Below are 25884 nucleotides of genomic sequence, written 5' to 3' on the forward strand. Positions count from 1 at the left end.
ACTTTTTACTACCCCATCTTCCCCGTAATATCTTTTCTTGGATCTTCATTGCCACTTCCCTGAGCTGCGCTATTCATAAAAGAAATATTTATAGAATCGTCTGTGAAAGTGCAGGTGATTTGATCGCCATGAACTGTTTCTATAAAACGCCAGGTCGCAATTAGATTTTCATTATCATCCCACGTATACGATGCGGCGATCTTAGAAGGAAAATCTATTCTTCCCGGCACCGGAAATAAAGATTGGGTCGTTTTTTTCTCATTATCGCCGATATTCCATTCATTTTGGCCACATTTTACGGTAATATCATTTTCTTCCTGTTCCAGATTTAGAGTGCATATTTGGTTGCTAAAACTAATCGTGATTGCTTTGGCTCCCAGATCGTTTTCTTTAAGCTGAAAGGTCTTTCCATTTATAGTTTCCTCTTTTGCTGAAGTAGCATTCATAACTGGGACAGAAAGTCTAAGCCCATCGAGGATTTCTGTCATTTTTTCCCGATTTTCAGCATTTTCAGGCAGGTTTTCGTCGCTCAAATTGGTATATAAATTCTCCCAGATCAGCGTCATTGATCGCTGTGTGTTAAAACTTTCTTCAGTGATGGCCACAACCGTATTATGTTCTGGGCTTACCAGGCTAAATTGACCAAAAGCTCCATCTGCTCTAAAACCGTCAGACTGGCTCATCCAGAATTGATAACCGTAACCCTGATTCCAGTCGGTCACCGGAGGATCATTTGGGTTAGATCCCTTAGAATCTATTCGTTTTGTGGTGGCATCATTAACCCATTCTTCGGTTAAAATCTGTTCATCACCCCATTTTCCTTTTTGTAAATACAGCTGGCCCAGTTTTGCAATATCTTCAGTCTTTACACGCAAGCCGTACCCGCCGGTATTTATACCCTGCGGATTTTCGAGCCAATCCATTCCTTCAATTTGCAAGGGTTCAAACAGTCGCGGTTGCAGGTAATCTATCAGCTTCTCGCCGGTCACTTTTTGCACGATCGCAGAAAGCATAAAAGTCGCTCCGGTATTGTACAAAAACACAGAACCGGGTTCATTAGCTATAGGTAAACTAAGAAATTTCTTCACCCAGTTACCGTCAGGATCATTGCGCAGTTGTCCTGTTGTATCTTCAGAATGGCCTACAGACATGGTAAGCAAATGTTTTACTTTCATACTTCTTAAATAATCACTTATTTCTTCCGGTTGATCATCAGGGAAAAACGAAATTACCTGATCTTCTACAGTGAGCAAACCATCCTTTACCGCCAGACCAACGGCTGTAGAAGTAAAACTTTTACTTAAAGAATATAATTGATGTTTTAGATCTGCCGCATAAGGATACCACCAGCCTTCTGCCACAACATAACCGTTACGTACGATCATAAGGCCATGAAACTGTATCTCGCTTTTTTCTATCTCATTGATGAGATTTATAATAGTTTCTGAAGAAATTCCCTGTGCTTCTGGCGTACTTCTGGGCAAGGACGACTGGTTCTCTGCAATTTCTGGCTCTTGTTCTTCTGTATTAGACTTGCAGAAAGTTAATGTGGGCATGATGCAAAAACCTATTGCGCCGCTGCTTAAATGCCTGATGAAAATTCTTCGGTTGGTCATGATCGTGGTTGTATGATTAATTTTATAGAAGGAATTATTTGTTTTTATAAAAATCCTGAAGCACGTAGTACGCCTTTTTCTTCTGCCCCGTGTTTGAAATTAGGCCTTTGCGATTCCAGAAATTTTGATATACCGGATGCTGCCGGCGTGGCGATTTAAAATCGGCTAAGATCCAGGGAGTCATACCTCGTAAACCTTCAACGTTTTTGAGCATTTTTAGCTGATTTTCATATACATTTTCCTGATATTCTTCGCTCCACATAGTGTCATCATCTGCATGAAAACCACCCAATGCAGCAGCACCAAATTCTGTAATTACCACAGGTTTATCAAATTCTATATCAAACTTATAATTAGGCAGATCATTAGGTTCTCCCCAATACCAGCCCCCGTATTCATTAAAACTGGCAAGATCAAGTTTTTCGCCCAGAGCGTCATTTACTACAACAGTATGCCCTTCACGCTCAACCTCAAGTGCAGCCGCTACCAGCCTTGTGTCATCGAGACTGCGCGCCTTATCTACAAGATTGCCCATAAATTGATTTCTGGCATCTGTAACAGGCGTCTCGTTACCCACAGACCAGATAATTATACTCGCTCTGTTCTTATCGCGCTCTATACCAACGGTTAGTTGATTTTCTGCATTCTTATAGGTTTCTGCATTTTCCCATGAGATCGTCCAGTAAACAGGAACTTCTGCCCATACCATGAGCCCCATTTCATCTGCAAGTCGCAACATGGTCTCGTTGTGGGTGTAATGTGCAAGTCGCACAAAATTACAGCCCAGTTCTTTTGCCCAGCTCAACATCATACGCATATCGCCCTCGCCGCGCAATCTCCCCGGTAACAGTGGATTCTCATCATGAATGGAAATACCTTTTAGAAAAACTGATTTACCATTTAAGAGAATATCTTTTCCCCGGGTTTCAATCTGGCGAAAACCAATTTTATCATGAATAACATTGCCATTATACGTGAGTGCTACATCGTATAAAAAAGGGTGCTCAGGAGACCAAAAATCGACGTTTTTAACCGGAAAATCGAACGCATTTTTCGATTCATTAACTGCGATGGTTTTCTTAATATTGAGTTGTGGAATTTCTAAGATCACGCTTCCGCTGGTGGCACCGTCAACTTCTACATATCCCGCTATGCGTTTGTTATCATGTTTTGCAAGCTGCACTTTATAATCTGAAACATACGACTGCGGAGTTTCAATTAAGGAAACATCGCGGGTAATGCCGCCATAATTCCACCAGTCTGTATTTACTGTGGGGATTTCATCCTGCTTTCTTGAATTATCGGCCATAACGACCACAAAATTGGCTCCATCGTTAAGAAAATCGGTCACCTCAAACTGAAAAGGAGTAAATCCGCCTTTGTGCACACCTAGTTTTTTTCCATTTAAATAAACATGCGCTTCATAATTAACCGCGCCAAAGTGCAGAAAATATCTGCTGCCGGTTTTTTTCGCTACAGCGAAATCTTTTTTATACCACAGCGTACCTTCATAAAGGCTCAAGTTCTCTTTCTGCGAGTTCCAGTCGCCGGGAACTTCCAGCGTAGGCGAAAATGTAAAATCATATTCTGCGCGCTGGTCTTTAGGAATATTAGTAAGATTATCATAAAAACCACCTTTGCCAGATTCACTTTCATCAAACGGTTTCTGGCGATAATCGAGATATCCCATTTTATAGGGATCAATGATATAATTCCAGTTTCCGTTAAGGCTGGTGGTGTTTCTACCCTCAATATTTTGAATGGTTTTCTGAGCAAAACTTAGATTGAAACAAAAGATAAGACTTAAGAATAGTAATGGTAGGCTGGTACTTTTAATCATGAGATGTTAATTCTGTATAAGAGTTAGTTAAGATACTTATAATCGAGTTATTTTTAAAAAAATAAAGCTCCTTTACAAATGTAAAGGAGCTTTATCGCTTGGTGGCTAGTTAAAAAATTAATATCCTGGGTTTTGATCTGCAGGAGTAATATTCTCATTTGAGCTGATCTCTCTGTTAGGAATAGGGAAAATCTCATTTTTACCCGCCTGAAAACCATATTTACCTAATACTTCAGGAGCCATACCCCAACGCACAAGATCTGGAAAACGCACTTGCTCGCCTGCTAATTCTACAGCGCGCTCGTGTACGATGGCAGCAAAAGTCTGTGTTTTATTTAAGCTAGTAGAAAGAGGTGTAAGACTTACACTAGGTCTTGCTCTCACTTCATTGATATAACCTATAGCTTCAGATTGTGAACGCACTTCATTAGCACATTCTGCCATCATAAGTAAAACATCTGCATAGCGTATTACTTTCATATTGATACCAGATGCCTGATCTTCATTAGTATCTTTATAATAGTTCTGATATTTTCTCCAGCCGGCTCTTCTGTCATTGCTTATGGCCTCAATTACACCGCCTGCGTACGTATCACCTACAGAATAGAAATTATCTGTATATCGAGAATCTCCCGCTTCATATTCATCTAACAGATCGTCTGATGGATAAACGTTAAACCAGTCGAACATACCGTATTCCTGCCCTCTAAAAGTTACCTCGTTGGGACCTGCACCACTTACATCTGAATTCCATTTTGCACTGTCACCTAGATCATCGTTGTATTCTACTTCAAAAATAGATTCGGGACCGTGCTCTGTTTCTTCCATAAAATTGTCAAAGTAATTATCCTCAAGTGAGTATTTACCATAGACTTTTTCAAAAGTGGTTAAAGCCAACTCATATTCTCCTCTAAATAAATAAACTTTACCTAAAAGTGCATTTGCAGCACCACTTGTAGCTCTACCATTTTCTTCTACACCTTTAGCTCGTAAAGTAGCGGCTGCATCTTGTAAATCTGATATTATTTGTTGATACACCTCTTCTTTAGGGCTTCTTGGGAAGCCATTTCCATCTTCTGGAATAGTGGTAATAAGCGGCACATCACCATAACGTGTCACAAGATAAAAGTAGTAAAGAGCTCTTAAGAACTTTGCCTCACCTACGTATTTGTCTTTTGTAGCCTGGTTCATAAATGATTCAGGTATCTCATTGATCGCTTCCTGATTGCCTATTACAAAATTGGCTTTATTGATCCCTCTATAGCAAGTATCCCAATAGTTACCAATTGCACCGTGACTAGAGTCAAAAGAAAACTCCAGATATTGTCTTTTATCTGCTTCCAGCTGTGGGTTACCTGAATTTTCATGTCCCATATTATCCATCATAAAGAATATATGTCTGGTATAAAGAGCGATCGTCTGTAGGTTGGCATAAACAGCATTTACAGATGCCTGTACCTGAGCTTCATTCTTAAAAAAGGTTTCAGGCGAAAGCTGATTAGGATTTGTTAACTCAAGATCGTTCTCACTACACGAGTTTATAGAAACTACGCACAGAAAAAACGCGAGTATTAATTTAATTTTTCTCATATCTATTTTTTTTAGAATGTAACTTGAAGTCCAAATAAAACTGATTTTGGCTGTGGGTAATTACCTCTGTCAATACCATACTCATAAGCAGAGTTGTTTATCACTGTAGATGATCCTACCTCTGGGTCAAGTCCTGAATAATCTGTAAGTGTAACTAAGTTTTGACCACTTAAATAAATTCTAAACTTTGTCAGATACTCGCTTATTACACCTTCAGGAAATGTGTAACCCAGTGTAACATTCCTAAGCCTAGTATATGAGCCATCTTCTATAAACCTGTCTGATGCAGATACATTTGCTCCCGCACCTAATGCTCTGGGAATACTGTTAGATGTGCCTGGCCCCGTCCATCTGTCTAGAACTGCTGTTCCTGAATTGAACAATCTGGTCATACCCTGTAGATCATAGATGTTAGTGTTGTAAACATCATTACCTGCCACACCTGTAATGAAAATGTTCAGGTCGAAATTTTTGTAGTTTGCACTACCGTTAAAACCGTAACTCACATCAGGATAAGGATTTCCTATTTTTGTTCTGTCGTCTGCCGTAATATCACCATCACCATTTAGATCTTTAAAGCGAATATCTCCCGGCTGTACAATCGTTTGACCAGGGTTAGCTGTAAATACAGCATCTACTTCTGCCTGATTTTGATAAATGCCATCTGTTTGAAGACCATAGAAATAGAACAATGGTTCACCTACTGTGATTCTCGATAAATTCTCATTCTCAAAACCACCACCGTTAATCTCAGTAACAGTACCTAAGGTTAATACTTCGTTTTTACTAGAACCTAAATTAAGATTAGCAGACCAGGTAAAATCACCTTCATAGTCGCTGTAGCCCAGGTTAAGTTCAAAACCTTTAGTTTCCACAGAACCTACGTTTTCAGTAATGTTAGGATCATTAAATCCTAAAGAGACTGAAAGCGGTCTGTTTATCAAAAGGTCATCACTTTTATTGATGTAATATTCTAATGACATGGTAAACTGGTCATTCATTAAACCAAGATCAAGACCAATATTTGTCATTGTAGTCTCCTCCCATTTTAAATTAGGATTAGGTAAACCATTAGCCGTAGTACCATCTGCTGCAGCACCGCCAAAAGGATAAATAAAATCTGTAAGTAGAGTTGCACTGTAGCGGTAATCACCTATTTTATCATTTCCGGTTAAACCGTAACTTCCTCGCAGTTTCAGGTTATTTATATCAGTATCCTGTAAGAAACTCTCTCTACCTATATTCCAACCTACAGAAACCGATGGGAACCAACCCCATCTGTTATTCTGCCCAAATCTTGAAGAAGCATCACGCCTTAATGAAGCAGAGAAAATATACTTCTGGTCATAGTTATAGTTCAATCGCCCTAAATAACCCAATCTGTTATATTCTGAAGAGCCTGAAGAAAGTCCCGCACCCGTTAACGATAATTGATTTACTTCATCACTAATTGGGTTCTGGCTGCTTGCGTTAATATTCTCATTTTTAATTTCCTGCTTTTCAGTAAGTAATAAAAATTCTACATTATGATATTCGGCAAAGGTTTTCTTATAGTTTAAACTGTTTGTAAATGTCAATGACTGAAATATCCCCGTGTTTTTAGTAATCTGGGCAAAGCCAAAGGTGTGCGTGCCACCATCGCTGTCATCGTTATAAGATGGTATGAAGTTAGAATTCTTATAATTGTTATAATCAAGCCCTACCTGACTTTTAAAAGTTAAATCGTCAATGATCTCATATTCTGCGTAAATACTTCCTATTACAGAAATAGCCTTGTTCTCTGCATTACCAAGTGTTTGTACACGCACAGGGTTTTCTGCATCCTGCCCGTCAAGAGCACTATTAGGACCCTGAAAACCACCTAGATTATCTGGGTTATAAATAGGTAAATAAGGTGCTGCTTTAATAGCATGTTCTATTAATGAACGACCACCACCGGCACGCTCAGGATTTTGTAAACTAAATGAAACCCCTAATGTCTCACCAAATTTTAATCTCCCCACGTTAAAAGTACTATTTGCACGAAAGGTAAAACGCTCAAATTCTGTCTCTATAATTGTTCCCTCCTGATTTAAATAACCGGCAGAAAATCTATAATTACTGTTCTCACCCCCACCAGATAAACCTAAATTGTAGTTACGCATTAAACCGGTTCTAAAGATTGCGTCCTGGTAATTTGTATTATTATCAAGAAAAGATGCGTATTGAGGATCTGTAGTACGCTGCGGGGGTGACCCTAATTCTGCAGCAAATTGTACATATTCATCTGTGTTTAAAACGTCATAACGCTCATTAGTAAATTGAACTCCCGTATAAGCATCAAGAGTGATACTTGTTAAACCTGAACGCGACCCTTGTTTGGTTGTAACCAAAATAACCCCGTTAGAACCCTGCGAACCGTAAACAGCTGTAGTTGAGGCATCTTTTAAAACTTGTATTGATTCTATATCGTTTGCGCTGAGATTTGAAATATCAGACGCGATAATACCATCAATAACATATAAAGGCCCATTACTGTTAGGTGAACCTAAACCTCGTATTGTCACTGCAGGACGTGTACCGGGTGAACCACTATTAGTTACGGTAACACCAGGAGCTCTACCCTGTAAGGCCTGCTCTGCTGTAGAAACCGGTAAACTTGCTATTTCATCAGAATCTATTGATGATATTGCACCGGTTACACTCGCTCTGCTTTGTGTACCATAGCCCACTACAATTACATCTTCTAGAGAAGTAGCGTCCTCTACAAGATTTACATCAATCGTTGTGCGGTTATTCACCGCGATTTCCTGGGATACAAACCCTACAAAACTAAAAACAAGAACTGCTGATCCTTCTACATTTTGCAATGTATAGTTACCATCAAAATCTGTGGTAGTCCCGTTGCTTGTACCTTTAACAAGTACATTTGCTCCAGGTAATGGCCCCGTGCCATCAGATACTGTTCCGGAAATCGTTTGCTGAGCAGAAATGAATCCAAAGCTTAGCAACAATCCCATGAACAGCATGCATTTAAAGTAGCTGTTTCTCATAATTCTTAATTGGTTGACTGTTAATACTGTCGTAAAAATAGTAAAATTGCGCAAACGATTGCGAAATATTTTAAGATATATTCGATATTCTCTTAAAAAAATGTCAATCAAATAGAATAAAAGCCTTATTTATGATTAAACGTCAAAAATACATTTAATTTATACCGATTATTTGGCTAAAATCGTCGTTTTTGACTGCTAAAAGGAGGTTTTTTCCATTCACCTTAATTTCACTCATATTCTTTACATCACCCGGTATAAATAGTCCGCTTTTTGCAGGAGTTATTCCTGTGAAGTTTCCGGCGCCATCACCTTTTAAAAACAGACCTACTCCGGAATCGTTTCGAGGAGTTTCAACTTCAGACCAGAATAAGTTTCCGGCGATCACTGCATCGAGATTTCCATCCTTATCATAATCATCAATAAGTATTTGATTGATGCAGGAAACCTGAGCAGCTGCAGGCAATTCATGAGCAACAAATTTTCCGTCTCTGTTTTCCAGATAGATACTGGCAAATGACTTTACCTGATAATGCAGCGAATTTTCAAGTTCACTTTCAGAATAAACGTCTGCAAGGGTTGCGTTTGAGAAAGATTCATAATCTGGGAATTTGATCTTTATGGCCGGAATTTGCTGTGAGGAACAGCCTCTTCCCCGCACGGGAAACTTTTTGCCATCATTGTAGTAGCTTAATACGATGTCCTTTTTATTATTGCCGTCAAAATCATTGAAGTAAATATCAAAGGTTTCATCTTCATTTGCTTTATATTTATAATTGAGCCCCAGATTACCAACAATAAAATCCTCGTCGCCGTCATTATCAAAGTCCGCTCCCTTAATACTCCACCACCAGCCGGCTGTATCTGTGGTTAAACCCATATCTTCAGAAATATTTGTAAAGCCACTTTCTGTATTCTTAAACACTTTTATAGGCATCCACTCTCCTACTACAATTATATCATCTCTGCCATCTTTGTCAATATCTGTAATTTCTGCACTTGTTGCCATGCCAAGCTGCGAGAACTCAGGAGCCATATCTTCTGTAACATCTTTAAAACTTGCTTTGCTGTTTGTACCTACATTTTTTAGTAAATAAGTTTTTGCAGGTGAAGGATAATTGCCGGGAACTAATCTTCCCAGCACCAGAAGATCTTGTTTACCGTCTTTATCAAAATCAATATTATAAACACGCGATCCACTTGTGATCATTTTGGGCAAAGCATCCTGATCTTTGCTTAAATTGCCAGAACCGTCATTAATATATAGACGATCCTGCAACATTGGGTTTTCACCTTTAAACTCATTGCCCCCGCTAACGACATACAGATCATTGTCACCGTCGCTGTCTGCATCAAAAATAAGTGCACCTATATCTTCATATCTCTTATCTGTTTCAAAAACAGATTGATCACTTAATTTAAAGCCACTGCCGTTTTGAAAATATAAACCGCCGGCACTTTGCGAAGCTCCCCCCACAAAATAATCATCCTTCCCATCATTGTTAAGATCTCCTACAGCCATACTCGGGCCAAAAGTAGATGTGCGGTGAGGTAATAAAACCTCGTCGAGAAAATCGTCATACTCATTTTCCACATGTTTATATCGCGGAAAGTCTACCGTGTCTTTAATGGTTGTGAATAATGTATTTTCAGGTTTTTGAATCGCATCCGGTGTGGTTGCATCATTATAATTAACTGTTAGCATTTGGTTAGGCTGCACGTTCTCCATCATTTGTACCTTACCATCAGGCCACTGTATTTTTATGGCTTTAATACTTTTCGCCTGAGCGACACCAAAATGCAACTCTGGCGCTACCGAAGATTGAAAACCTCTGGTAAGTGTAAGCTCCTGCATCTGTTCTATACTATCTGTTGTTACGAAAGCTCGTACTCCTAAACCAAATTTATTTTTCTCCTGACCTTTAAATCGTAGCGTTATAAAATTATTTGAGGCAGAACTCGAATTCTCAAAAACCGAAGCATGATCATCTATATTATTGAAAACGATTTCCAGATCGCCGTCATTATCAAGATCTGCATAGACAACACCATTTGAAAAACCTTTATATTCTATGCCCCATTCTTCATTAGCCTGTTCAAAACTTAAACCGCCGTTATTTTTGTACATGAAGTTGTCTATCTTCTCAGAAGGTATGCTCAAGCTTTTTTGAAGCAAACTATCTTCCAGGTGATTACGATCTGTTTTTAAGTGATTAAAAAAGTCGTTGTTATTAATCTCACGGCGCGTACCGTTTGTGATATAAAGATCTTTGTGCCCGTCATTGTCAAAGTCTGCAAAAAGCGGTCCCCAACTCCAGTCTGTAGAAGCAGCTCCCGTAATTCGGCTTAAATCAGTAAAAAACGGGTTTTCATCCTCAAAAATCCCTGTATTGGTCTGTAAGCAGTTTTGCATATACTGATAATGAAAACCGGCATCTACTGTGCTCCAGAATAACTCAGGGTTCATACTCGCCATATTTGCCTTCTTGCGACGGTTCTTTTTGGCATCCATATCTACCTGAAAAATATCAAGATTACCATCATTGTTATAATCTGCAATATCTACTCCCATCCCATAAAAAGCTGTATGATTTGTAGCTTTTTTTACCACTTCTCTAAAGGTGCCATCACCGTTGTTCATGTATAAATAATCTGGCGAACTAAAATCATTTGAAATATAAAGATCTGGCCAGCTGTCATTATTAAGATCGCCCACGGTTGCAGAAAGGGAGAGGCCAAAGCTGCGCACGCCGGCTTCATTTGTTACATCTGTAAATTTATCGCCATCATTTCTGTAAAGATGATCTGTCTCGTCATCTTTTACATTTTTCATTTGATAACTGTAATAAAAGTTAGGCGCATTAAAACGAGTAGGTGGATAATTTGCTACATAAAGATCAAGATCTCCATCTTTGTCATAATCAAAAAAAGTACCCTGCACGCTATTACCCAGATCTGCAATACCGTATTCTTTAGCTTTATCTGTAAAAGTACCGTCGCCGTTATTTATAAAAAGCTGATTTGTTTTTGGAAAAAATTTACCACCCACAGAACAGTAAATATCAAGAAAACCATCTGCATTTACATCTGCCATCGTAACGCCCGTATACCAGCGCTCATCGCCTTCTACACCGGCAGTTTCAGTTACATCCTCAAATTGAAGATTACCTTTATTTATATATAATTTATTAGAAACCTGATTTCCTGTAAAATAAAGATCAAGTAGTCCGTCATTATTTATATCGCCCGTAGCAACACCGCCTCCCATATAGATATAAGAAAAGCTGAAATAATTAAGCGTATCATTTTCGGTTAGCTTATTGTTAAAATCTATACCAGATTTGTTATAAGCCAAGGCTTTAAAAATGCGTGTATCTTTAGTTTCTTTCTTGTCTTCAGAATTAGAATCTGTATTACAAGAAATTAAAAAAGATACTATAACGATTGCGCTTAACAGGCATTTAATATTCATGAGAATGCAATTTTACGAGAGTTTTCTTAGATGGGGAGAAAGTAATATTAATTTCAATTAAAGTCAAATCTGTTTTTGTCACTTATTGATACGAAATATTTCTACCTCTAAACGGCTAATTTCTTTATATTTATATATTAAAAACCTCCCGTGAAGTATATAAAATCGCTCAAAACACACCGAATTTTAGCCGCTCTCATTTTCACGACAGTAGGATTAATTTATCTTTATTTTGACTCTCCTCTTTTATCTGAAAATTTAACCCGAGATCCTCTAAAGTTCTTTGATGTAGATTACGTGATAAACCTTACTCCCATGATCGTTTACAGCATACTTCTTATAAGTGGTCTTGTACTTTTATTTAATTTCACCGGAAGCAATTTTTTCCTGGCATTTTTTGGCCATACGGTGCTTGAAGATATTCTGTTTAATATAATTAGACTTACTAATTCTACACTTTCTAAAAATGCTATGCTTGTTTTAGGTTTTCTTGCAGTTCTAGCTTTATTTGTGGCGTATTCAAATTACTTTAAGCTGAATAAACTATCTGTGGGTGATGCTATTTACAGCTTTATTTTAGGCACTTTAATAATATGCCTGCCTGTATTTAACTGAATATTTTAAGCCAATCTTAAGCCGAAAATAGACTTAATTTTCAATTTTAATTAAATATTTGCCCATGCGCATTTTAGTAGTTGAAGATGAACCGGGTATCGCAGGCTTTTTAAAACAAGGGCTTGAGGAAGAATCGTTTGCCGTAGATGTCGCAACCGATGGTAATCAGGGTTTAGAAAACGCACTTTCAGGCGATTATGACCTTCTTCTATTAGACTGGATGGTTCCCGGAAATAGCGGAATAGAGATTTGCCGTCGGGTAAAAAGCAAGTTTCCAGATACTCCTATTATTATGCTTACCGCGAAAGATACCGTAGATGAAACTGTGTTTGGTTTACAGTCAGGGGCTAATGATTATATCAAAAAACCCTTCCACTTTCAGGAATTACTCGAGCGGATAAAGGTGCAATTAAGACCGATTTCTGCCTCAAATAGCCGATTTTCACTGGGCCCAATTATACTCGATACCAGCACGCATCAGGTCACAAAAAATGGCACTGAAATAAAACTGACGCTTAAGGAGTTTGAACTTTTAAAATATCTGCTTCAGAATAAAGAACGCGTTTGTACAAGAACCAATATTATTGAGAACGTGTGGGACATTCATTTTGATTACAATACCAGTGTGATAGATGTTTATATCAACGCGCTGCGAAAAAAACTCGAACTTTCAGATACTGAAAATTACATACAAACCATACGCGGCATAGGTTATGTTGCTAAAGAATTATGACTTTGAATTTTAAAAACAGGATCGCCCTTTACTTTATGGTCGCTACGGCCATTCTGGTTGCTTTGGTATTTCTTACCGTTTTCTTTTCGGTGAAAGGTACCGTGTACAGCAATCTTGATAAAGATCTGACTTTTGAAGCGAAAAAGCATTCACGCGAAATTGGCATTAGAAACGACAGTATCTATTTTCTCAACAAAGCCGAATTAATTGAGCGCGAACATACACAGGTGCAGGTTTATCCTGTTTTTATCCAGATAATTGATCTCAACGGGCAGATCATGGACAAGTCTCCTAATTTAAAAGGAGAAGTTTTGGTTCCCAGCCATACAGAAGGTATCAACGATCATTTTAATACGCAACTTTCAGACCGCTTGATCAGGCAGATGCAACTTCCTATTACCATAAATGAAAAAAAAGAAGGTTACATTATTGCTGCGATGTCTTTAGAAGCTTCAAGACTGGTGATTACCAATCTACAAAACACGCTGCTTCTCTCCTATCCCATTGTATTGATCGTGTTATTTTTTGTTACAAGTTACCTGGCCGGTAGAAGTATTCTTCCTATTCAAACGATTATAAATACCACCAATAAGATCACAAAAAACAATCTGAAAGAACGGGTCGAACTTCCGGCAAATAAGGACGAACTTTTTCAGCTTTCTTCTGCTATTAATCATTTTTTGCAGCGTATAGAAAGTGCTATTCAGCGCGAGCGACAGTTTACCTCAGATGCTTCGCATGAGTTACGCAATCCGCTTTCTTCGCTCAGGGGAACGCTTGAAGTTTTGGTAAGAAAACCACGCACACAGGCCGAATACGAAGAAAAAGTAAACTATAGTTTAACCGAAATCGACAGAATGAGCGCAATTGTAGAACAGCTTTTGCTGCTCGCCCGCTTTGATTCTGACACGCATCTGGAAAACAAAAAAGACATTGCGCTTTCTCAGCTTATCGATAATATTCTTCTGCGCTACAAAACAGTTCTTCAGTCAAAAAATATAAGTGTGAATTTTGATACTTCCGCAGCAGCGGAAACTTTAGTTCCCCAATATCACGCAAACCTGATCCTCGATAATGTTTTAAACAACGCCATCAAATATTCTAAAGAAAACAGCACGATTTCCATCAAAATAGAACAGGATGGAGAAAGCATAAAATGCACCCTCAAAGACGAAGGTATTGGCATTAAAAAGGAAGATATTCTTACTGTTTTTAATCCTTTTTTTAGATCAAATGCGTTAGATCACAAAGGCATACAAGGCAGCGGACTAGGACTTTCGATCGCAAAAAAAGCCGCAGATGCTATTGATGCTACATTGAGCATAGACAGCGATCTGGGCAAAGGCACAAGTGTTACGCTTATATTTTAAGCCAATCTTAAGGTTACATTTCGCATAGAGAACGAATCAGGCAATAACTTTACTAGGTTAAAGTTTACGTATGATGAAAAAGAAATTTTTATTCGTTTTATTTTTTGCCTCTGTGTGCATAGCTAGTGCGCAGGAATGGCAAACTGATTTTACCACTGCAAAACAAATAGCCGCTAAACAAGATAAACCAATCATCCTTGTGTTTCAGGGATCAGACTGGTGTGCCCCTTGTATAAAGTTGGATAAAGAAGTATGGAGCACGCCCGAATTTAAAAGCTACGCGAAAGATCATTTTGTAATGCTACAGGCAGATTTTCCACGTAAAAAGGCGAATGCTTTAGCTCCGGAACAACAGGAAAAAAACAATCAATTAGCCGAAAAATACAACCAGAACGGCTACTTCCCGTTCGTTGTAATTCTAGATGAAAACGGAAAAGTTTTGGGCGAAACCGGTTACCAGAAAATGCAGCCCAACGAATACATCAAACTGCTTAATTCGTTTAAAAGCTAGTGAGCAAGGTTCTCACCATATTATTGGCTCTTTTTATCACGGCCACGGTTTACCCACAACAAACTGTTAAGCGCACGCTTAAATTGATGGGAAGTCGCTTTGATATTACCGTTGTAGATGATGATACCGCTAAGGCAAATGCGGATATTGATCTGGCTATAGCCGAAATTTCCCGCATTGAAAAGCTTATTTCTTCCTGGGATCCGAATTCACAAACTTCAGAAATCAATAGAAATTCCGGCATTAAACCGGTAAAAGTAGACCGCGAACTTTTTGATCTAATCAAAAGGGCGATGGCAATTTCAGAACTTACAGATGGTGCTTTTGACATCAGTTATGCCTCGATGGATAAGATCTGGAAGTTTGACGGCTCAATGACAGAAATGCCATCAGAAGAAACTATAAAGGCTTCGGTAGAAAAAGTAGGATACAGAAATATTATCCTTAACGAAGCAGAATCTACCGTGTTTCTGCCGGTTGAAGGCATGAAAATAGGCTTTGGCGCTATTGGTAAAGGCTATTCTGCAGACAAGGCAAAAGACCTGTTGATGAAAAGAGGTGTTGTTGCTGGGATAATAAATGCTTCGGGAGACATGAATACCTGGGGAACGCAACCCAATGGGAATCCATGGAAAGTCGCTGTTACTAATCCGCTGAATAAAAATAAGGCTTTCGCTTTGCTTCCTATAAAAGAAGGTGCGGTGGTGACTTCGGGAAATTATGAGAAATACGTCATTTTTAACGGCACACGCTACACACACATAATCGATCCCAGAACGGGTTATCCTTCTACGGGCATCATCAGCGCGACGGTTTTTGCCCCAAAGGCAGAACTTGCAGATGCGCTGGCTACTTCCATTTTTGTGATGGGTAAAGAAGTGGGCCTTAACCGCATCAATCAGTTGCCGAAAATAGAATGCATTCTCATAGACGAGGCTGGAAATATTTACACTTCAGATAACATAGAAATAGAAAAACCATGATAAAAAGATTTTTTTTAGCAGCGATTATTGCAGGTTTTGCTAGCTCCTGCCAGGTGGTAAAAGAGTATGAAAAAGTAGCGCTCAACGATCCTGATATGATCTTGAATTCAAAACCAGTTGACCGTTTTGAAACTAATTTTCAGGCATATCGTGAGGCCGCAGCGGGAGCAAACGGCGGCAAAACCGGTGGCGGCTGTGGCTGTAATTAAATTCCCTCCAGAGGGTTTAATTCCCTCAAGGCTTGGGTCGATTAGGAAAAAGTTTCTTATTTCTACATCATGGCATTCCCCAAGATTTTCGATTATGGTTGCCGAAAACAGCCGGGCTTTCACGACTCACTTTTTCCCCTGCGGGAGAAAAGAGTTCAAACAAACGCTCAATCCCTAACCCATTTCATTTAGCATTTGCATGATAAAAAAGACTTTCATTATAGCATTTTTGCTTTTAGCATTTATAAAAGTTACCGCTCAGGAACAAGCTCAAGATTCGACTTCAACATATAAAAAACGTGTTCTGGAAAGTACAGAAGTAGATTTACTAACCAGTTATTATAGTCAGGACGGCGATAATGCAGCGGTTAGCGGAGGTATTGGGACAGAAAAATTAACCGATTTCACCCCTACAATTGTAGTGGCAATTCCGCTAAATGATGATGATGTACTCACCATAGATGCTGGGGTTTCAGCTTATACTTCAGCTTCTTCAAGTAATATTGATCCTTTTGATGGGTACAGTGAGGCTGATGCTTTTCAGGCTTCTTCGGGAGCTTCTTCCAGCGATCTCTGGGCAAATGTTAATGGCACTTACAGTCACAGTTCTGATGACAGAAATACGATCTGGAGTGCTAAGGCTTCCATTTCTTCAGAATATGATTACTCTTCATTTGGTTTCGGCGGAAGCTATACCAGACTTTTTAATGAAAAAAACACAGAATTAAGCGTAAGCGCAAATGTATATCTGGATACCTGGAAGCTACTTTACCCTATTGAATTGCGCCCTTTTGTTGATGGTGGTAACGGAATAAACAACCCTTTATTTAGCCAATATAATATTACCGGAAATGCAAATTATGCTCCTTCTTTTACCGAAATTAATGGAAAGTCCAGAAATTCATATTCGGTAGGTTTTAATTTTTCACAGATCTTATCTAAAAGAATGCAAGGATCACTTGCTGTAGATCTTGTGCAGCAAGATGGTTTGCTTTCTACTCCCTTTCAGCGGATTTATTTTAGTGATGTAGCGGATTCTTTTATCGAAAGTTTTCAGCTTGCAGATGATATTGAGCGCATGCCGGACACTCGTTTTAAAGTAGCGCTGGGCGGTAGATTAAATTTTTATCTCAACGAGACTTTTGTAGTGCGCAGTTACTACCGCTATTATTTTGACGATTGGGGCATAAGTTCGCACACGGCAAGTCTTGAAATTCCTATAAAGATCACAGATAAGTTTACGGTTTATCCATCTTACCGCTATTACAGCCAGACAGCGGCAGATTATTTCGCGCCATATGAGCAGCATTTATCTACAGATGAATTCTATACTTCAGATTATGATTTGTCTGATTTTACGGCAAATCAGTACGGTTTTGGGGTCACTTACACCGATATTTTTACCAAATTCCACATCTTAAATTACGGTCTAAAAAGTATCGATCTCAAGTTTAATCATTACGAAAGAAACTCACCTTTTAACGCAAATATCATTGCCGGCGGATTCAAATTTATTATGGATTAATTCAATCAAAAGCTTTGATTTTCATAGTTTTTTATACTCGATTTGCCCCTTTTTAGCCGATTTTCAGGCAGATTAAGCCGGTTTTCTTAAGGCAATCTTAAGGCAATCCTTATCTGGTCTTTAGGTTGCAGGTCTATATTTGAATTGTATTAATTAAACGATTCAAATGTTATCACGCATCATTAATTTTAGCCTGCACAACAAGTTAATCGTTCTCCTTTTTACGGTTTTTATCATAGGTTTTGGGGTGTATTCTATTACACAGATTCCCATTGGTGCGGTTCCTGATATTACTAATAATCAGGTACAGGTAATTACAACTTCAGAAAATCTTTCTACAGAAGATATGGAGCAGTTTATTACGTATCCTGTAGAACTGGAAATGGCAAATCTCCCGGGAGTAAAAGAAATTCGATCGGTTTCAAAATTTGGTTTATCTGTTGTAACAATCGTTTTTGAAGAGAACCTGGGCACATATCTTCCGCGCCAGCTCATCGCAGAAAAGATTAAATCTGCATCAGAGAAAATTCCGCAAGGTTTTGGATCCCCACAGATGGGGCCCATTTCTACCGGTCTGGGCGAGATCTATCAATACACATTAGATACAAAACCCGGCTTTAAAGATAAATAGAGCGCTACAGATCTGCGTACGATTCAGGACTGGATTGTGCGCAGACAGCTTTCAGGAATTCCTGGTGCGGTAGAGATCAACTCCTGGGGCGGTTATCTTAAACAATACGAAGTCGCAATTAATACGCGCCAACTAAACGCGATGAATATTACCGCGACAGATGTTTATAAAGCAATTGCAAATAACAACAGCGTAGCCGGTGGTGGTTACATAGAAAAAGTAAATCAGGCATATTTTATAAGAGGTCAGGGACTTGTCACCTCACTTGATGATATTAAGAACATCATTGTAAAAAACGAAGATGGTGTACCTGTTTACGTGAAAGATGTAGCCAAAGTAGGTTTTGGTCACGCTACCAGATATGGGGCGATAACAGCAAATGGCGAGGGCGAAAAAGTACTGGGTCAGGTAATGATGCTCAAAGATGCTAATTCTAACAAGGTAATAAAAGCTGTAAAAGAGCGGGTAAATGAGATTTCTAAAACACTGCCCGAAGGAGTTTATATCAATCCGTTCCTTGACCGTAGTCTGTTGATCGCAAAAACCACCTATACCATTGCAGAAAACCTGATTTTAGGTTTCCTTATTGTGATTTTTGTAGTGGTTTTACTGCTGGGAAATTTCAGATCGGGACTTGTGGTAGCGTCAGTGATACCGTTGTGTTTGCTTTTTGCACTTTCGCTCATGTACCTTTTTGGTGTTGATGCCAACCTGTTGAGTCTGGGAGCGATAGATTTTGGGATCATTATAGACGGCGCTGTGATTATAGTAGAATTTATTGCTTCCCGCCTGATCTTACAACACGACTCTCTGCAAAATTTAAGTAAGACTGAAACCCGCAAACTTAAAAACAAGATCACTTTTGAAGGGGCATCAACAATGATGAATTCGGCTGTTTTTGGGCAGCTTATTATACTCATCGTTTTTATTCCTATTCTTTCATTAAGCGGTGTAGAAGGCAAAATGTTTAGGCCAATGGCGCTGGTTTTCAGCTTTGCTTTAATAGGAGCGATGATTTTCTGTCTCACGTATGTTCCGGTTATCTCCAGTTTGGTTTTAAAATCCAGATCAGCTTCAAAACGTACTATTTCAGATAAGATTATGGCGCGATTAAACCGGGTATATGATCCTGTTATTCGCTGGGCGCTGAAAAGTAAAAAAATAGTTATTGGCGTGGCAGCTCTACTTTTAGGCATTACCGCTTACATTTTCACCATTATGGGCGGCGAATTTATTCCCACGCTTGATGAAGGTGATTTTGTAATTCAGCCAATATTAAAAACCGGTACTTCGTTGAGTAAAACCATCGAAACTACTACCAAAATCGAACAAATCCTGCTCGATAATTTCCCGGAAGTTGAGCAAGTTGTTACGCGCATAGGCGCTGCAGAAGTGCCTACAGATCCCATGTCTATGGAAGAATGTGATGTCATTATCACGTTAAAACCAAAAGATGAATGGGTTTCTGCAGATACAAAAGACGGTCTTGCCGAAAAATTTAATGAGGCGCTCGCCGTCATTCCAGGAATGGAAGTAGAATACACCCAGCCTATCGAGATGCGGTTTAATGAACTTATTACGGGCGTTCGGGCAGACATCGCAATTAAAGTATTTGGTGAAGATCTTGATATCCTGAATAAAAAAGGAAACGAGATCAAAGACCTTATACAAGATGTGTCGGGTGCTGCAGATATTTCGGTTGAAAAAATTGCCGGTTTACCACAAATGAATGTGAAGTATAAGCGGGAAAAAATCGCCCGTTATGGCCTAAATATCGCCGATTTAAATCAAATAATCGCGATGGGTTTTTCTGGTCAAACTGCAGGAAGTGTGTTTGAAGGTGAAAAACGTTTTGACCTCGTACTTCGTCTTGAGCAAACCAGCAGACAGGATATATCTAATCTGGAAAATCTGTATGTAGATACGCCCCACGCAGGGAAAATTCCGTTAAGTGAACTGGCTGATATTTCATATACAAAAGCTGCCGCGAAAATTTCCCGTGATGATACAAAAAGGCGCATCGTCGTAGGTGTGAATGTGCGTGACCGTGACCTTGAAAGCGTGGTTGAAGATATTAGGAAACTTGTAGAAGAAAACATTGATCTTCCGGTAGGATATACTGTAGAATATGGCGGACAATTCGAAAACCTGCAAAGCGCGACAGCAAGATTGAAAATAGCGGTTCCTATTTCTCTGGTATTAATTTTTGTCCTGCTTTATTTCGCTTTTAATTCTGTAAAAGAAGCTTTGATCATTTATTCTGCAATTCCGCTTGCAGCAGTGGGAGGCGTCTTGTTTTTATGGGTTAGAGGTTTGCCATTTAGTATTTCTGCCGGCGTTGGTTTTATCGCTTTATTTGGAATCGCGGTTTTAAACGGAATCGTATTGATCGAGCATTTTAAAGAACTGAAGAAAGAAGGAATAAAAAACATAAATGATATGATTACGGCGGGCGCAAAAGATCGGCTACGTGCAGTTTTATTAACCGCATCTGCGGCAGCTCTGGGATTTCTACCTATGGCAATCTCTACCAGCGCCGGAGCTGAAGTACAACGCCCGCTTGCTACGGTTGTTATTGGCGGACTTATAACTTCTACTCTGCTCACGCTTGTTGTTCTTCCTGTTCTGTACGCTTTACTGGAAGAAAAGGTTAAAAAAACTAAGAACGGTTCGTCAGGAAATAATATGGCAAAAGGCATCGCCGGTTTATTGCTGCTTTTAGGCTTGGGAGGCTTTAGCGCAAACGCACAGGACAGTCCACTTAATTTTGATCAAGTTCGTAATATGGCTCTTGAGAATAACGCAGGTTTACGTGCTTCTTCTTTAAATGCTTCGGAAGCGAATACTTTAATTAACAGCGCTTTTGATTTTGATAAAACCGAACTGTATTACAGTTATGATGAAAATAATCTTGCACCAAATGGTAAACCGCTGGAAGTTTTTGGTGTGCACCAAACCTTTGCATTTCCTACGGTTTACTTCGCTCAGAAAAAAGTAAATAAAGCCACGTATGCAATGGCCAGCAGTCGTTATGATATACAGAAAAGAACAATAGAACGGCAGGTAGCAAGCAGTTATTACAGTCTGCAATATCAACAGGAAAAGGAGAAAATCTACCAGTATTTAGACAGTCTTTATGAAAATTTCGCGTATGCGGCAAAAAGAAGGTTTGAACTGGGCGAAACCAATTATCTGGAAAAAATTACCGCCGAAGCGAAACAAAAACAGATTTACCTTCAGCATAAACAAGCACTTGAAGATATTAAAGCGGCTACCGAGCAACTGCAGAAAGTAACGCAATCAGACAGCGTTTTTCAGGTAAATAAAGGGCCTTTACAAAAACTGGAAGTTGAGGATTTTGGACTGCAAAACAATCCGTCTCTGGCGTATTACGCAAATCAGGAAAATCTATATCTGGCACAAAGCAAATTTGCCAAACAGCAGTTACTTCCTGATCTTATGCTTACTTATTTTCAGGGAAGTAATCCTACTTTAAATAAAAATTTGCAGGGTTATCAATTGGGTGTGCGTATTCCACTTCTTTTTGGCGGAAGCGTAGCAAAAATAAAAGCTGCAAAAATCGCTTCCCAAGCCGCTACTGCCGAAGCGCAGAACTATAAAATTCAGTTGAATGCTGAATATATTCAGTTAAAAACCGAACTGAACAAATATGAGGAAGTCGTTAATTACTATGAAAAAGAAGGCAGGCAACTTTCGTCAGAACTTTTAAAAACGGCCACGCTTAGTTATCAAAATGGTGAAATAGATTTTTTTCAATATATACAAAGTCTGGAGAACGCATATGAAATTGAACTCTCCTATCTCGAAAACCTCAACGCCTACAATCAGACTGTAATACGCATCAATTATTTAATTCTGTAAACGATCATGAGAACCTATACTTATACTTTTTTATTGCTATTTGCCCTTACATTTTTAAGTTGTGGGAATTCTTCTGAGAAAGATGAAACTACAACTGAACCTACAACATCACAGTCTTCTAAAAAAGGAGATATTACAGTTACTAAACCGCAATTTGACCAAAGTTATATGCAGCTGGGCAAAATGAGCGAACATACTTTTCCCGATATCGTGGAGGCAACAGGAATGATAGATGTACCGCCTCAAAACAGAGCTGTGATAAGTGCATTTTCCGGAGGCTATATTAAAAACACCCCTCTCTTGATAGGTGACAAAGTAAAAAAAGGACAACCGCTTGTCACACTTGAAAATCCTGATTTTATACAGATGCAGCAAGATTATCTGGAAAATAAAGAGCAACTGACCTACCTAAAATCTGAATATGACCGCCAGCAAACCATGCTTGATGAGAATATTACTTCGCAAAAGAAATTCTTAAGTTCAGAGAGTGATTATAAACGCGCGCTGGCAATGACTAATGGTCTGCGGAGAAAATTACAGTTATTAAATATTAATGTCAACCGGGTTGAAGCGGGCGATATTACCTCTGTTGTGACCGTTTTTTCACCTATTTCGGGGACTATTTCTGAGGTTATGGTGAGTACAGGAGCTTATGTTTCGCCGGCAGATGAGATTATGCAGATTATAGATACAGATCATATTCACTTAGAGTTAAGTGTCTTTGAAAAAGACATTATGCCAGTGAAAGAAGAGCAGCCTTTAGAATTTCAAATTCCGGAATCTTCACCGCAGTCTTATAAAGGCGAAGTACATCTGGTAGGAAAATCGATTAATGAAAAAACACGAACAATCAAGGTTCACGGTCACCCGGTAAAGGATGAATCTACACCTGAATTTTCGGTAGGTATGTTTGTAGAAGCGCAAATCATCACGGGGGAAGTTGAGCAAATGGCTCTTCCCAATGAAGCTGTTGTTTCAGTAGATGATACTTCGTATGTGTTAGTCCTGAATTCACAAGATGTAAACGGATATCACTTTGACCAGAAAGAAGTAAAAACAGGTGCCAGTTACAACGGTTTAACAGTTATTGAGAACTTCGCAGATTTTGATAAGGATTCTCAGTTTTTGATTAAAGGAGCTTTTACCTTAATTACTGAATAAAAGCTCAGGGAGATTATCTATAACTAAAAATAATTTGATTTTTTCTGTATTTCTCCATTTGAAGCTTTGGGCCACCTCCTGCATACGGGTTTAATTCCTTTAATCTTAAATATATCTCACTGCAATCATATTAACAATCCTCAATTTTTACGAAAATTTTTAATTATCAAGGAATTAACAGTTAATAATAATTTAAAACTGTGGCAAATATAGATGCACAAGAGTAATTTAACCGCATCAAGTAAATCCGGCTTTATTTCTCCTCTTTCAGTCTTGTACTGAGAACATAAAGTTGATTACAGTTAATTGCTAAAAAGAAGTGTTCTGAAATAATTGCCAAAAATGAAAAACGAAAAAATCCTAAGCTTAAATGATGGTAACATCTCCCAAATAGAAAAACAAATAAAGCGTAAAGGAGAACCTGTATCAATAAAAGAAGAACTTCCTGCAATACTTTTTATCACGTCATTTCCCCCCAGAGAATGTGGTATTGCCACATATTCTCAGGATTTAATTGGTGTTCTTGAAGAAAAATTTGGTGCTTCCTTTCAATTTTTGATTTGTCCGCTGGAAAATGACAGCGAACGTAATATTTACGATGATGAAAGAATTGAATATACCCTTAATACAGAACAAGACAATTCTTATATAAAAGCAGCCAATCGTATAAATTCTAATCCTTTAATAGAATTGGTTTTCGTTCAGCATGAATTCGGGTTTTTTCATGGAAAGGAACAACAGTTCCTGAATTTTTTGAGAAGTATTAAAAAACCTATTACTTTTTCATTTCATACTGTATTGCCCACGCCTTCACAAGAATTATATGTTCATGTGAAAGAAATTGCAGCAATAGCTCAGCGCATTATGGTGATGACGCATAACTCAGTTGAATTGCTTGATAAATACTATGAGATCTCGCCTGAAAAACTCGAGGTTGTTCCCCATGGGACACATTTAGTTAAATATGAGAACAGAGATGAGCTTAAGCTAAAATACGGTCTTGAAGGTAAAAAAGTGCTTTCCACATTTGGCCTGTTAGGCCCCGGCAAAAGTATTGAAACAACCCTCGATGCATTGCCCCAAATAGTTGAACGTAACAAAGATGTTATATTCTTAATTATAGGCAAAACACACCCCGGCCTTAAAATTAAAGAAGGTGAAACGTATCGTGAGTTTCTGGAGGAAAAAATTAAAACTCTGGGTATTGGTAAACATGTGCGTTTTCTAAATAGATTTATGCAACTAGATGAACTGCTAGAATATCTGCAACTTTCAGACATTTATTTATTTACTTCTAAAGACCCTAATCAGGCAGTAAGCGGTACCTTTTCATACGCTTTAAGCTGCGGGTGCCCAATAATCTCTACTCCTATTCCTCATGTACTGGAAGTTTTAAAAAATGATACCGGGATAGTGATCGATTTTGAAAATTCTTCTCAATTAAGCGATGCCGTTAACAAATTGCTAAGCGACAACCACCTGAGAGGAAACATGAGCCTCAATGCCATGCATCAATCGGCTTCAACTGCCTGGGAGAATGTAGCGATCTTGCATATGCGTGTTTTTGAAAAACTTATTCCTAACATGCCTAACCTCAGTTATGGCAAGCCCGATATAAATCTTAGTCATCTTAAAAAAATGACAACGGCGTTAGGAATAATTCAATTTTCAAAAATTAATCAGCCTGATATTGATTCAGGATATACACTCGATGATAATGCCAGAGCTTTAATTGCCGCTTGCAAACATTATGAATTGTCTCGAGATAAAAGTGTTCTACCCTATATTAAAATTTATTTGGATTTTGTTCATTTCTGCTATCAGGGCAAGGCCAACTTTTTAAATTATGTAAATGAGAAAAAGGAGTTTACAGATCAAAATAATGAAGTAAATCTCGAGGATAGTATAGGAAGAGCAATATGGGCACTGGGATATTTTATCTCAAAAAGTGAACTTTATCCAAAGGAGTTTATTGAATCTGTTCAACAATCTGAATCTATCATAAACCAGACACTCGATTATCTACCCGAAATTTATTCTACGCGCGCAATGGCATTTGCTATAAAAGGATTGTACTTCTATAATTTAAAAAATAATGAAGAGCGTGTAATTTCTTTAATCAGTGAATTTGCCAAGCGGATGCAGCAAATGTACAGGCATGAATCAAGAAAGGATTGGCAGTGGTATGAAAGTTATCTCACTTATGGTAATGCTGTACTGCCAGATGCAATGCTTTGTGCATATTTATCAACCTTAGATGAGGAGTTTAAACAGACTGCTCAAAGTACTTTTAAATTCTTATTGTCTAAAATTTATTGTGGTAACAGTATAAGTGTAATATCAAATAAAAATTGGTGTCAGCGGGATGAAGAAGTGAAAATAATTGCTCCCGGCGGCGAGCAACCCATTGACGTGGCTTATACTATTCTTGCCCTTCAGCGTTTTAATCAGGTTTTTCCTAATAAAGGTTTTGATCTAAAAATGGAAGAAGGCTTTAACTGGTTTGTAGGCGATAATCACCTTAACGAAATTATATATAATACCTGTACAGGTGGTTGTTATGATGGCTTAGAAGAAAAAAATATCAACTTAAATCAAGGGGCAGAATCTACCATTAGCTATTTATTATCAAGAATGGCGTTTGGCTATACAAAATCGATAGACAGATCAAATTCTCAGCTTATCAAGACAAAGAAGTTTGCCTAACTTTAGAT

General features: G+C 38.5%; 14 protein-coding genes and 1 pseudogene. 10 read left to right on the plus strand and 5 right to left on the minus strand.

All coding sequences use genetic code 11. The features are described 5' to 3' along the window. Positions 1-8: 8 nt before the first annotated feature. From ACH3O9_RS16965 to ACH3O9_RS16985, 5 genes are all read right to left on the minus strand, one after another. Positions 9-1616: a serine hydrolase domain-containing protein gene (locus ACH3O9_RS16965; RefSeq protein WP_416442371.1), complete on the minus strand. Its 1608-nt coding sequence runs from the start codon at positions 1614-1616 to the stop codon at positions 9-11. A 34-nt stretch (positions 1617-1650) separates the two neighbouring features. Further along, positions 1651-3456, minus strand: coding sequence for a glycoside hydrolase family 2 protein (locus ACH3O9_RS16970; RefSeq protein ID WP_416442373.1), 1806 nt, complete (start codon positions 3454-3456; stop codon positions 1651-1653). A gap of 117 nt (positions 3457-3573) precedes the next feature. After that, complete coding sequence (locus ACH3O9_RS16975; RefSeq protein ID WP_416442375.1) at positions 3574-5046, minus strand: RagB/SusD family nutrient uptake outer membrane protein; 1473 nt, start codon at positions 5044-5046, stop codon at positions 3574-3576. Positions 5047-5057: 11 nt separating this feature from the next. After that, entirely contained in the window at positions 5058-8078 is a 3021-nt protein-coding gene (locus ACH3O9_RS16980) for a SusC/RagA family TonB-linked outer membrane protein (protein ID WP_416442377.1), read from the minus strand. 154 nt (positions 8079-8232) lie between these two features. Further along, positions 8233-11550: a VCBS repeat-containing protein gene (locus ACH3O9_RS16985; protein ID WP_416442379.1), complete on the minus strand. Its 3318-nt coding sequence runs from the start codon at positions 11548-11550 to the stop codon at positions 8233-8235. Positions 11551-11700: 150 nt separating this feature from the next. Between ACH3O9_RS16985 and ACH3O9_RS16990 the strand changes: the two genes are divergently transcribed. From ACH3O9_RS16990 to ACH3O9_RS17035, 10 genes and pseudogenes are all read left to right on the plus strand, one after another. Then, positions 11701-12165 (plus strand): hypothetical protein, encoded by a 465-nt coding sequence (locus ACH3O9_RS16990; protein ID WP_416442381.1) that lies wholly within the window; start codon positions 11701-11703, stop codon positions 12163-12165. Positions 12166-12229: 64 nt separating this feature from the next. Then, positions 12230-12898 carry a response regulator transcription factor gene (locus tag ACH3O9_RS16995; protein ID WP_416442384.1) on the plus strand — a complete coding sequence of 223 codons (669 nt, stop codon included), beginning with the start codon at positions 12230-12232 and terminating at the stop codon, positions 12896-12898. Beyond that, positions 12895-14268, plus strand: coding sequence for a sensor histidine kinase (locus ACH3O9_RS17000; protein WP_416442386.1), 1374 nt, complete (start codon positions 12895-12897; stop codon positions 14266-14268). The genes ACH3O9_RS16995 and ACH3O9_RS17000 overlap by 4 nt, the downstream gene beginning before the upstream one ends. 73 nt (positions 14269-14341) lie before the next feature. Further along, complete coding sequence (locus tag ACH3O9_RS17005) at positions 14342-14779, plus strand: thioredoxin family protein (protein ID WP_416446720.1); 438 nt, start codon at positions 14342-14344, stop codon at positions 14777-14779. Beyond that, positions 14779-15762 carry an FAD:protein FMN transferase gene (locus ACH3O9_RS17010; protein WP_416442388.1) on the plus strand — a complete coding sequence of 328 codons (984 nt, stop codon included), beginning with the start codon at positions 14779-14781 and terminating at the stop codon, positions 15760-15762. Before ACH3O9_RS17005 ends, ACH3O9_RS17010 begins: the two co-directional genes overlap by 1 nt. After that, positions 15759-15971, plus strand: a complete 213-nt coding sequence (locus ACH3O9_RS17015; RefSeq protein ID WP_416442390.1) for a DUF4266 domain-containing protein — start codon at positions 15759-15761, stop codon at positions 15969-15971. Before ACH3O9_RS17010 ends, ACH3O9_RS17015 begins: the two co-directional genes overlap by 4 nt. A gap of 199 nt (positions 15972-16170) precedes the next feature. Then, complete coding sequence (locus tag ACH3O9_RS17020) at positions 16171-17496, plus strand: DUF3570 domain-containing protein (RefSeq protein WP_416442392.1); 1326 nt, start codon at positions 16171-16173, stop codon at positions 17494-17496. A gap of 166 nt (positions 17497-17662) precedes the next feature. Next, a pseudogene (locus ACH3O9_RS17025) lies at positions 17663-22009 on the plus strand (CusA/CzcA family heavy metal efflux RND transporter). 6 nt (positions 22010-22015) lie between these two features. Continuing rightward, positions 22016-23170: an efflux RND transporter periplasmic adaptor subunit gene (locus tag ACH3O9_RS17030; protein WP_416442394.1), complete on the plus strand. Its 1155-nt coding sequence runs from the start codon at positions 22016-22018 to the stop codon at positions 23168-23170. A gap of 342 nt (positions 23171-23512) precedes the next feature. After that, positions 23513-25876, plus strand: coding sequence for a glycosyltransferase (locus ACH3O9_RS17035; RefSeq protein WP_416442396.1), 2364 nt, complete (start codon positions 23513-23515; stop codon positions 25874-25876). Positions 25877-25884 lie beyond the last annotated feature (8 nt).

It is taken from the genome of Leeuwenhoekiella sp. A16, from assembly GCF_047946675.1.
Classification (GTDB): domain Bacteria; phylum Bacteroidota; class Bacteroidia; order Flavobacteriales; family Flavobacteriaceae; genus Leeuwenhoekiella.